We start from the raw sequence: 11026 nt of genomic DNA on the forward strand, positions 1-11026 counted from the left end.
GTGGGCCCCCGGGGGCCGGGGGGGGGGGGGGGCGCCCGCGCCGGCGCCCCCCCCCCCCGCCGCTTGCCTGCCTCGGTTCACAGACCGTGGACGGGGACAGGCTCAGTCGGATCAGGCCTGACGTGCGACCTTGCCTTTCCTCGTGATTCGCACGGTGACCGACCCACCCGCCGGGACTTCGACCTGCGGCCAATCGAGGAACGCCGTGTACCCGAGGGGGCGGGCCGATTGGCGGGCCGTTTCCGCCAGTACCGACACCCGTGCCGCGTAGGCCGTGTTGTTGGTCAAGCGGACTACGGCGGCCTGACGGCTCTCGCTGACATGCTCGGCCTCGACATGATCAAAGGGAATGAGAATTCCTTCCCCGGGCCGGACGTAGATTCCGGGAAGTTCGAGTGCCATCAAGACACCGTTGGTCTCGGTCCAGGAGTTTCTCGTCCTGATGAATTCACCGACGGCACCCTTGCCCTCGGCATCGCTGGGCTGGATCCGCTCCATGCTCGAACCGATGAGGTAGTCGGTGGTTATGTGTCCCGGCATGTTGACGGCCTCGGCGTGGGCGTGCTGGATGTCGCTGATGAGTTCAGCGTACTTCTTGTCCCCAGTAGCTCGATACAGCTTGAACAGGTGGTCAGCGGAGGACGTACAGACGCCGGGCGCGGCATGTTTGTTCTGGCTGCTTGCCCAGACGGCGCCGGCCATCCTTCCCTCCAGCCGCGCGATATCACTGCCTGCCGGAAACAGTGGATCGTACGCAAGGGTCCAGGACGAGCACAGAGCGGCCTGGACCTTCGCGCGGTTCAGCCATGTCTTCTTTCCGGTGTACTGGTACAGCGCCATGAATGACTCCAGGAGACCGAACGCCGTTTCGGAGTCCGCATCCTGTGAAATATCCGCGCATGCTCCACTGGTGAACCCACGGGATTTGGTGTCGCGCTCATAGTAGAATTCGGCTGCTTCCTCGGCCGCGGCCAACCAGTCCGGACGGTGGAAGTATTCAGCCGCCAGGGCGAGCCCGGCCGGAGCGATGGCACCGGCCGTCGAGTTGTACACGGCGATTTCGCCTGTTTCGGGCACGATGTACTGACCGAATTCTCCGTGCTTTCGCCAGGTCCGGATGAATGCTTCGGCCAGACCGGCTGCGGCCAGTTCCCAGGATTCCTTGATGGTGTCGCCGTGCCCTTGCGCCTTCAGGAGCATCACATGCTTGATCAGCCAGAAGAGCACGTCTCCGTTCTTGCGCACCATCGCCTGCACGGCAGGGAAGTCGGGGTGGGCCTTCTCCGATCGGATCTCTCCGTCTTCGCTGATGAAGCCGTAGAAGAATCCGCTCCGCCCCTTCATGCGGGAACAGATGAAGTCCAGCTCATCGGAGACCCTGCCCCGTTCCGTCGGGTCATTCAGAGCCAACATGGGGTAGGTGTTGATCATTCCGCTGACCCAACCCAGTTGAAAGTGCCTGGAGTTTTCCGGCAGATAGTAGCGGCCTGCCTTGGTCTCTGTGAAATTGCCTCGGCAGATGTTGGTGCCGAGCTCGGCCAGCTTACTCATCGGAAGCAGGTTGCGAGGCGCGGTGGGACCGGTGAGCGACTTTCGCACATCCATGAATTTTTGCAGGACTGCCGGAATTCCGTCGGCATCGAAGGCAAAGACCTGGAAGCGAATCGAGACCGCGTCACCGGGAGCCCAGTCCGACGCCCTGTCATCGCTCGTCCGGAAATCTCCGAAACCGGCCACCTGTCGGCGCACGACAGGTGCCGAGATGCTGAATTCACAGCTTTCCCTGCTCGCACTCTCCTCAATCGAGAGTCCACTGTTGCCCAGGCGGGTTCCCTGCTCGGTGAGGACGATCCATCCCTTTTTGAACTCGGGCGAGAAGAAGCTCATCGCCGGGGCGGCAGTACTGAACGTCGCCAGCTCAATCCGCGAAGGCGCCGCAGCATCGACGGCCAGTCGCGGGTTGTTCGATATCGTCAGCGGCGTTTGTGGGTTGTAGTACATGTCGGCCGGATAGTCCGGATTGTATCCGTTGCCGATGGTGCGATAGCGATTGCCGTTGTAGATGATTCCGGGAATCATCACATAGTTGGCGGTCTCCCAGCTCTCGAAGGGGAAATCAACGGAGATCGCGGTCTGTTCCGCCGCCCCCTTCTCCAGCGTGCAGGTCAGGGTGACCTCCCACCCGTGACCATCGGGTACCCGCCGCGTATCCCACTTCAGTCGCCACTGTCGCGGTCCGTCGGTCAGCAGGTCGCCGTCGAACTGCTGGGCCCGGCGCAGCGTCGTGCCGTCGTATTCCCGGATCGACACCTGGAGGGAGCCGTGCAACTCGCGCAGAGCACGGCTGAGTTCCGCGGCCTGGCCACTGGCTCCGGCAACCCCTGCGTCGAGCGATTGGGCTCGTGAGACCGTGGGTTCGAGAGCGATCTTCGCTCCGACTCCGGCAGCCGCCAACAAAGAAAGGCAGTTTCTCCTGTCAAGCATTCTGCAACCATCCTTGTGTGCGTGTTCCAGCGAATTGAGTTTCAGATCAATTTCGGTACAGGCACCGGCGCGCCCGGCGGCAGCAGACCCTGGGCACGCAGGGCGAGCCACATCTCTTCGGGGACGGGGTGGCTGATCATCGCGGCGGCGTCCGTCACCTCGGCGGCGCTGCGTGCCCCGAGCAGCACACCGGCGACCGCCGGGTGTCCCAGAGGGAATTGCAGGGCGGCTGCCCGCAGCGGAACCCCGAAGGTCTCGCACAGCGTGCGCAGGGCCAGCGCCCGGTCCAGCAGGTGTGCCGGGGCCGGTGCGTAGTCGAAGGTCGCGCCCGGCTGGGGATCGGCGAGGAGGCCCGAGTTGAACACCCCGCCGACCAGCACGGACACTCCGCGTTGCGCCGCCAGCGGCAGCAGTGCGGCCAGAGCGCTCTGGTCGAGCAGGGAGTAGCGGCCGGCCAGCAGGACCACGTCGATGTCGGTGTCGCGGACGAAGCGTGTCGGCATCGCGGTCTGGTTCATGCCGACGCCGATCGCGCCGACCGTGCCCTCCGCGCGCATCCGCTCCAGCTCGGGGTAGGCGCAGTCGAAGGCCTCGCGCTCGTGGCCGTCCGGGTCGTGCAGGTAGACGGTGTCCACGCGGTCGAGGCCGAGCCGTACGAGGCTCTCCTCGACGCTGGTGCGTACACCGCGGGCGCTGAAGTCCCACACCCGTTCGTGGGTGGCCGGGACGGCGAAGCCGTTCGCCAGGTCGTCGCCGGGCAGCCCGTCGCGTGCGCGCAGCAGGCGGCCGACCTTGGTGGACAGCGTGAACAGCGTACGTGGCCGGGTGCGCAGTGCGTCCCCCAGCCGGCGTTCGGACAGGCCGAGCCCGTAGTGCGGAGCGGTGTCGAACGCACGGATGCCGCAGTTCCAGGCGGCCTCCACGGTGGCGGCCGCGTCCTCGTCGCTGACTGCGTGGAACAGGTTCCCCAGGGCGGCGGCACCCAGTGACAGTGCGTCGACGGCGGTGGTGGTGTGCACGGGTGCTGTGGGGTGCATGGGGTGAGGAATGCCTCTCGCTGAAGGGGCGTGAGCGGACGTGAAAGGACGTGAAGGGGCGCGAGCTTCCGAAGTCCGCGACATGTGACAGGGGGGCGGGGCCTTGCGTCGGTCTCCGCCCCGCCCTGTCACATGCCCAGCCGTACCGCCCGGTCTCAACCCTTCGTCGCTCCTCCTGTGAGGCCCTTGACGAACTGCTTCTGGAAGGCCAGGTAGAAGACGAGGATGGGCAGTGTCGCCAGGAACATGAAGGCGAAGACCGAGCCGAAGTCCGCCTGGTGTTCGCCGATGGCGCGGTAGATGCCGACGGTCACCGTGGTGCCTGCCGCCGGGCCAAGGACGATCAGCGGGTTGAGGAAGTCGTTCCAGATCCAGACGCCGAGGAAGATGACCACGCTGGCCGAGGCCGGCCGCATCAGCGGGAAGACCACCTGCCAGAAGGCGCGGAACGCCCCGGCGCCGTCGATCGCCGCGGCTTCTTCGAGCTCTCGGGGGATCGTCTTGGCGAAGCCCGCGAAGACGAACACCCCGAACGGCATGTAGTAGCCGACGTACGCCAGGACCAGTCCGGGCACGCTGCTCATCAGCCCCAGCGCGCGCAGGACTTCGGTGATCGGGGTGAGGATCACCGCGGGCGGCACCATGAGACCGCAGAGCAGGACGACCATGATGACCTTGGACAGGACGCCGGTCGACCGGGCCAGGTAGTGGCCGAGCATGGCGGAGATCGCGGTGATGACGAGGATGGAGATCACGGTGACCTCCGTGCTGTTGACCAGCCCGTACCAGAAGAGGTGGTCCGGGCGCGACAGCACGCTCTGGATGTTGTCCAGGGTCGGTGGGACCGGGAGGCCGACCGGGTTCGACACGATCGCCGAACCGTCCTTGAACACGTTGACCAGCACGAGGTAGATCGGCAGGAAGAACAGCAGGCCGGCGAGGAGCGCGACGACCGGACGTATCCACGCCCTTGATCCACCCCTGTTCACGCTCGCGTTCAGGTCCGGGTTCGTCTTCGCTTTCGTGCTCATGCGGACACCTCGCGTTTCTGCAGCCACCCGAGCGCGATCACGGAGACGGTCGCGACCAGGACCAGCATCGCCACGGCCATCGCGGAGGCGTAGCCGACATGGTTGCCGTTGAACGCGGTCTGGATCACCTGGAAGGCGAGGGTGGATGTGGTGCCGGGGCCGGGGCCGCCGTTGGTGAGCACCTGGATCTGGTCGTAGGCCTTGAATCCGCCGATCAGTGACATGACCGTGTTGATGGTGACGGCGGGTGCCAGCATCGGCCAGGTGACATGGCGGAACCGCATCAGTGGTCCGCAGCCGTCGATGGCCGCAGCTTCGTGCAACTCCTGCGGGATGCCCTGCAGCCCGGCCAGGTAGATCACCACGCAGAAGCCGAGCCCCTGCCAGGCGATGACCCACGAGACCGTGTAGAGGGCGAGGCTCGGGTCGGAGAGCCAGCCCGGCGGATGGCTCACCCCCAGGTGTCGCAGCATGGAGTTGAGCAGGCCGTCGTCGACGAGGATCGCCTGCCAGATGACACTGACCACCACGGCGCTCAGCACGACCGGCACGAAGAACACGCTGCGCAGAGCGTTGTACAGCCAGCCGCGCCGGTCGAGCAGCAGGGCGATCGCCAGGCCGCCGGCGTTGGTCACCAGCGTCACGATCACGGTGATGACGACGGTGTTCTGCAGTGCTTTGAGGAAATCGTCGTCGGAGAACAGGCTCGTGAGGTTGGACAGGCCCACCCACCGGGTCGGCGGGTTGAAGGGGTTCTTGTTGGTGAGGCTGTAGCCGGCGGTCATGCCGATCGGCACCAGGACGAGGGCCAGGTAGGCGAGCAGTCCGGGAGCCGCGAAGAGAGCGAAGCGGCCCGGTCCGCCGTTCGGCCGGAAGCGCCGGGACGGTCGCGACGACCGCCGCGCGGGGGTGTCCTGTGGTCGGACCGCTGCCGTGTCCTTCGCCTCGGGCGCGGCGGCGGAACCCTCCGGACGGCTCAGGGTACGTATGCGCATTATCGGGTGGCCTTGTCCCACTGCTCGTCCATGTAGGCACCGAACTGACGCGCTGTCATGCGGCCGCCGAGGAGATTCTGGACGCCGGCCGCGGCCTTGTCGGCCAGGCCGGGCGGCAGGGAACCGTCACCGGTCTCCTGGGAGAACGAGTTGACGATCCCGTCGTCCTTCTGGGCCTGCCGATACGCCGCCACGGTCTTCTTGTAGACGGGGCCCATGGTGCTGGGCGGGTTGTAGCCCTTGATGTCGATGATGAGCCCGTCGGCCTTGACGGCGGCGTCCAGGTTCTTCTGGTCCTCCATGAACGCCTTGGCCCACTTCTTGGCCAGGGGAACATCGGACGCCTTGGAGCTCACCGTCATCCCGCCGCCGAGGACGCCCGGGAGTGCCGGGGCCCCCTGGTCCGTGGGCCACGCGAAGACGCCGGTGTCGAAGTCCGGCTTCTTCGTGTCGGCCGAGGCGGAGAACCAGCTGCCCATCGGATACATCGCACCCTTGCCGTCACGGAAGGCCTGCTCGGTGTCCGCGTAGGAGCGGGAAAGGCCGGCGCGGTCGATGTATCCCTTGTCCGCGAGGCCGGCGACCTTCTGGGCGGCGGCGACGAACGCCGGGTCGGTGAACTTGACCTTGCCCTTGGCGCGTTGGGACAGCCAGTCCGGCGTCTTCTTGTAGACATCGGTGGCGACCGTGCAGATCAGCGGGAACATGTCGGCCCAGGAATCCTTGCCGCCACCGCCGACCACGAAGGGGTTGATGCCCTTCTTCTTCAACTTGGCGCTGTCGTCCAGCAGTTCACCGTACGTGTGGGGCGGTGTGTCGATGCCGGCCGCCGCGAAGTCCTTCTTGTTGTAGTAAACGAGCGTCGTCTGGGCGGCGTACGGCAGCTGGTAGACCTTGCCGTCGTAGGTGTTGGCGCGGGGGTTCTCGTACGTCGCGAGTTCCTTGTCCGTCCACGGTGACAGCTTGCCCGCCTCGGCGAATCCGGCGGGGTTCAGGCCGATCATCACGTCCGGGAACTGACCCGTGCTGTCGAGCTGCTTCGCGTACCCGGTGCGGTCGGCGCTGGGCGACACGAGCTTCTTGATCGTCACCCCGGGCACCTTCGCCGAGGCGCGGGCGATCGCGGCGTCCCAGTACTTCGCGTCCAGGTTGGGCGTCTCGAAGGTGAGGAAGGTCAGGGTGACCTTGTCGCCGTCGCCCTTGGACGCACTCGTACCGGAACTGCCGGCCGTGCACCCGGCCAGGAGGAGAGCACCTGCGAGGGCGGCGGTTCTCGTGAGTATCGGATTGCGCATCATGTCCAACTTCCCCTACCCGTCGTTGTCCGGGGGCGGTACCGAGTCGCTGTCTTGTTCGTACCGAGACGAGAGAGGGAATCCCGCTGCCGACCGTCCACCGAATCCGTCACATGGTTCAGACTCTTCCCAGAGTCCTGCTGCTCCCGGGGGCGACCGCTTCCACTCAGCGTTCGCCCGTCAGGGCACCTTGGGGTATGGAAGTCCGCGCACGACGGCATGTCAAGAGATGAGACGGAGTTATTGCCTGAACCAGGGCGACAATAGATCTGATACATGTCGGCAGAGCTTCGCCGGCCGCCACGGATTCGCTTCGCAGGAACGAGACGCGTCAGTGCCCCGGTTCACGACCCGGCACACTTCGACCGCCCCGTCGCCCGGTCGTTTCCGGTGTGGGCGGCGGGGCGGGGAGGCGGGGCGTTACTGATCGAGGCTGTCGTCCGCGGTCACGCCCCGTCCCGGCCGGCGGGAGCGGCGAAGATGCGATTGCGGATCTCTCGCTGGACCTGGAGTTCCGTCGTGTCGATATGGCGGGCCATGAGGGCGGCCGCCTGTTCCTGCTCACCGGCCCCGATCGCTTCCAGGATCGCCAGGTGCTGCTCCGCGGCCCCGGCGAGTGATCCCGGTGCGGAGTCGGCCAGGGCCACGATGGTGACCTGTCGCTGCAGCCGCTGGATCGCGTCGACCAGGCTGGAGAGGAACGCGTTCCCCGCTGCCGCGCCGATCGCCTGATGGAACTCCGCATCGGCCCGGCCGAACGACTCGTGGTCGTCGCGCTCGGCGGCCTCCGCCGAGCGCTGCGCCGCCTCGCGGATCGCCCTGAGCTGAACCGGTGTGGCCCGCGCGGCCGCGAGCCCGCTGGTCTCGGCCTCGGTGAAGCGCCGGAACTCGAACAGTTCACCGACGCGGCTCGGGTCGGTCGGCAGGAACCGGGAGAACGTGTCGGACCACAGGTCGTTCCTGGGATGCGCCACGAAAATGCCGCGCCCCTTCTCCACCGAGAGCCTCCCGAGGGCCGAGAGGATCTTGACGCCCTCTCGCACCACCGTCCTGCTCATGTCCACTTCGGCCGCCAGATCCTTCTCCGTCGGCAGCCGGTCGCCGGGCCCCATCCCCTGCCGGGCGACGTACTCCAGGATGCGCTCCGCCGCGACCTCGTAGCCGGGGCGGTAGGGAGCCGCCTCCGCCTCCGTCTCCGTCTCCGATGCCGCGGACGCGGACGCGGGCCGGGAAGATCCAGTCATGTTGCTCCATGTATCCGATGCATGCCGTCACGAAATGCCAAGTGCTGGGCCCCCAAGATACCTCTCGGGCCGCCCGTACAGGGGTGCCCGGACCGCCCCACGGAGCACCCGCGCCATCGGGAATAGATCCGAACTAAGCCTTGACGGCCACTTCCGTGCCGTGCACGCTAGACCGCACTTGTGCTGCGGTAGTTACACAGGAGAAGCAAGCGCACTTCCTTGCACGGGCAGGCCTATGGGCTCTCCGGCTCACAGCCGTCCCCCGATCCCGCTCCTCGGAACAGCGCGAACCATCTTCGTTGAAGAATACGAACTATCCAGGTGACCTCGTTCGTCGCTCGACGTTTGCCGGCCTTGCTCCCTTCTGCGCTGTTCACGGGCAGTTGATCAGCGATCCCGCGCGTCATCGAGAGTCACTTCATCTAGGAGGACATGTGGACAGGCGTCGTTTTCTGGTTGCCAGTGGCTTGAGTTCGGCCACGGCCGTGGCCATGGCCGCCGGACCCGCGCATGCCGCGCGAACGGCCAGGACCAAGACGTCCCCGTCGCTGCGGATCGGGGCGGGCTTCCTGTCGGTGGGCATCAGCGGCACCGGGTACGTGGACAGCCTGGTGGACCTGCGCGACGGCACCGACCACCTGGCCAAGGACACCCCTGTGCCGCTGGTCAGCGTGGTGGCCGACGGCAAGCACGTGGTTCCCGCGAAGGTGCGGGTCGTGTCGCGTGACCGGGCGCACCACCGGCAGGTCCTGGAGTTCGTCGGCGAGAGCGTGACGATCCAGGTGGAGGCCGTCGGGTTTGCCACGCATTCCACCCTTGAAGTCGTCGGCCTGACGGCTGCCTCGGGTGTGGATGTGCAGACGCTGCTGTGGGGTCCGCTGCCGACGACGCTCGACGACACCATCGGCGAGACGGCCGGTGTGGTCGCCAACTCCGACTTCGTCATGGGGGTCCGGCCGCTGAACGACAAGACGGTGGGCGGGTGGCCGAACGAGCATCTGGCGTACGGGTTCGGTCCTGACCTCGTATGGAATCCGTACGGCCTGCAGACCGGCGCGAAGGACGAGTGGCTGGCGAGCAACGTCGCCGCGAAGACCACCTGGGGCAGCGTCCTGCGCGCCACCACCTACGACTACAGCCAGGTACGGGTCCGGCAGCGCACCAACGGCTACAAGATCCCGCTCGGCCCGCTGCCCGGGCCCGACGGCCGGATCGTCGGCTCGAAGATCGCCCTGTTCGGCAGCGCGCCGGATCTCGCCCTGACCGTGCTCAGCCAGATCGCCAAGGAGCACGACCAGGCGTACCCCACCCTGGACGGCCAGTGGCAGAAGGCGGCCCAGCGCACCTCGCAGACCCATTTCTGGGTCCGCGACCTCAACACGGGCAACGTCACCGCGGCCGCCGAGCTGGCCGCGCAGGCCGGGGTGCGGAACATCTACGCGATCACCGGTGACGGACCGTGGGCGTCGCACGGGCACTACCAGTTCAACGGCTCCTTCGGCGGATCGGACGCGGCGGCCGCCCAGTTGGTGGCCGCGGCGGCGAAGAAGGGCATCGAGGTCGGGGTGCACACCCTGTCCACCTTCATCGACGCCCACGACCCGTATGTGAAGGCGCCGGCCGATCCACGGCTCGCGCTGGGCGGCTCCGCCAAGCTCACCCGACCGCTGGCCGGCTCCGACACCACGCTGTACGTGGACGCCGACGGCCTGCTGGCCTCCGGCGTCGACGGCCAACGGCTGCGCATCGGCGATGAGTTCATAACGTACGGCTCCGTCACCAAGGTCAGCAACACCGAGTGGCAGGTCGGCGGACTCAAGCGGGCACAGTGGTCCTCGGCCGCCAAGGACTACCCGGCCGGCACCACCGTCGCCCGGCTCATCCAGAACGGCTACGGAGGCGCACTGGCCAGTCTGCCGATCACCGACGAGATCGCGACCCGCCTTGCCACCGCGTACAACACCAGCGGCGTCCACGCCACGTCCTACGACGGCCTTGAAGGTACCGGCTACAACGGCTGGGGCGGCTACGGCTTCGCACGGCTCGTCAACGGCGTCCACCGGCAGGTCACCACCAAGAACTTCATCACCGAGTGCAGCAACCTCGCGTCGAACACGTGGGACGCCCAGTCCAGGGCGAGCTGGGGCGAGATCGGCCCCACGAGCTACGCCCAGATCATCCGCAGCAACATCTTCTACCGGGCGAACTACCTGCCCGGGATGATGGGCCAGCAAGGGCTCTCGGGCGACGCCGCCCTGCAGACGATCGAGGACACCATGGCGCACGCGGCCTCCCTCGACGCCGGTATCAACTTCGAGACCAGGGTGAGCAGCCTTCAGTCCGGGAAGAACACCACCGCTCTGCTCGCCGCCGTCCGGATGTGGGAGTCCGCGCGCGCAGCTGGTGCTTTCACTGCCGAGCAGAAGAAGCAACTGGGCGTCGCGAGCAGGCACTGGCACCTGACCGAGGTCACGCCGGACGCCGAGTGGGCGCTGCGGGAGATGGACACGTCGGGTCAGCCGATCGGTGACCCGCAGCCGGTCAGGGCCCCGATGCCGGGCTTCGTCACGGCGGAGCCGACGGACGCCCGGGTCGGGAGGCTGTACGCCTTCAAGGTGACCTCGACGACTCCGCGGACCATCCGCTACGAGGTCACGGACGGGCGCCTCCCGCGCGGCCTGACCCTCAACCAGGACACCGGTGGCATCACCGGGATCCCGACCGCCCCCGGCACCAGCAAGTTCACCATCACAGCAAAGAACGGCGGGGCCGTCGCGGACGCGAGGACCACCTACAAGGTGACGACCCGGCCGTGACGCTGCCGTGGGGGGGGGCCCCCCCCCCCCCGGCCCCCCCCCCCCCCCCGCCCCCCCCCCCGGGCCCCCCCCCGACACCCCCGCAAAAAAACCGGCGACAAACGGGGGGTTTATTATATAGATG

General features: G+C 67.0%; 7 protein-coding genes. 1 reads left to right on the forward strand and 6 read right to left on the reverse strand.

Annotation, left to right across the window (positions count from 1 at the left end; genetic code table 11):
- Positions 1–111 precede the first annotated feature (111 nt).
- The 6 genes from ACFYY7_RS29350 to ACFYY7_RS29375 form a co-directional block, all read right to left on the reverse strand.
- The gene (locus tag ACFYY7_RS29350) at positions 112–2484 is read right to left on the reverse strand and encodes a hypothetical protein (RefSeq protein ID WP_388666085.1); all 2373 of its coding nucleotides are present in this window, start codon (positions 2482–2484) and stop codon (positions 112–114) included.
- A 41-nt stretch (positions 2485–2525) separates the two neighbouring features.
- Positions 2526–3521 carry an aldo/keto reductase gene (locus ACFYY7_RS29355; RefSeq protein ID WP_388666088.1) on the reverse strand — a complete coding sequence of 332 codons (996 nt, stop codon included), beginning with the start codon at positions 3519–3521 and terminating at the stop codon, positions 2526–2528.
- Between the two features lie 155 nt (positions 3522–3676).
- Positions 3677–4552, reverse strand: coding sequence for a carbohydrate ABC transporter permease (locus ACFYY7_RS29360; protein WP_388666091.1), 876 nt, complete (start codon positions 4550–4552; stop codon positions 3677–3679).
- On the reverse strand, positions 4549–5547 hold the full coding sequence (locus ACFYY7_RS29365) for a carbohydrate ABC transporter permease (protein ID WP_388666094.1): 999 nt from the start codon (positions 5545–5547) through the stop codon (positions 4549–4551). The genes ACFYY7_RS29360 and ACFYY7_RS29365 overlap by 4 nt, the downstream gene beginning before the upstream one ends.
- The gene (locus ACFYY7_RS29370) at positions 5547–6845 is read right to left on the reverse strand and encodes an ABC transporter substrate-binding protein (RefSeq protein ID WP_388666097.1); all 1299 of its coding nucleotides are present in this window, start codon (positions 6843–6845) and stop codon (positions 5547–5549) included. Before ACFYY7_RS29370 ends, ACFYY7_RS29365 begins: the two co-directional genes overlap by 1 nt.
- 443 nt (positions 6846–7288) lie before the next feature.
- Positions 7289–8086, reverse strand: coding sequence for a FadR/GntR family transcriptional regulator (locus ACFYY7_RS29375; protein WP_388666100.1), 798 nt, complete (start codon positions 8084–8086; stop codon positions 7289–7291).
- A gap of 491 nt (positions 8087–8577) precedes the next feature.
- Between ACFYY7_RS29375 and ACFYY7_RS29380 the strand changes: the two genes are divergently transcribed.
- Complete coding sequence (locus ACFYY7_RS29380) at positions 8578–10902, forward strand: Ig domain-containing protein (RefSeq protein ID WP_388666103.1); 2325 nt, start codon at positions 8578–8580, stop codon at positions 10900–10902.
- Positions 10903–11026 lie beyond the last annotated feature (124 nt).

It is taken from the genome of Streptomyces sp. NPDC001933, from assembly GCF_042890955.1.
Taxonomy (GTDB): Bacteria; Actinomycetota; Actinomycetes; order Streptomycetales; family Streptomycetaceae; genus Streptomyces.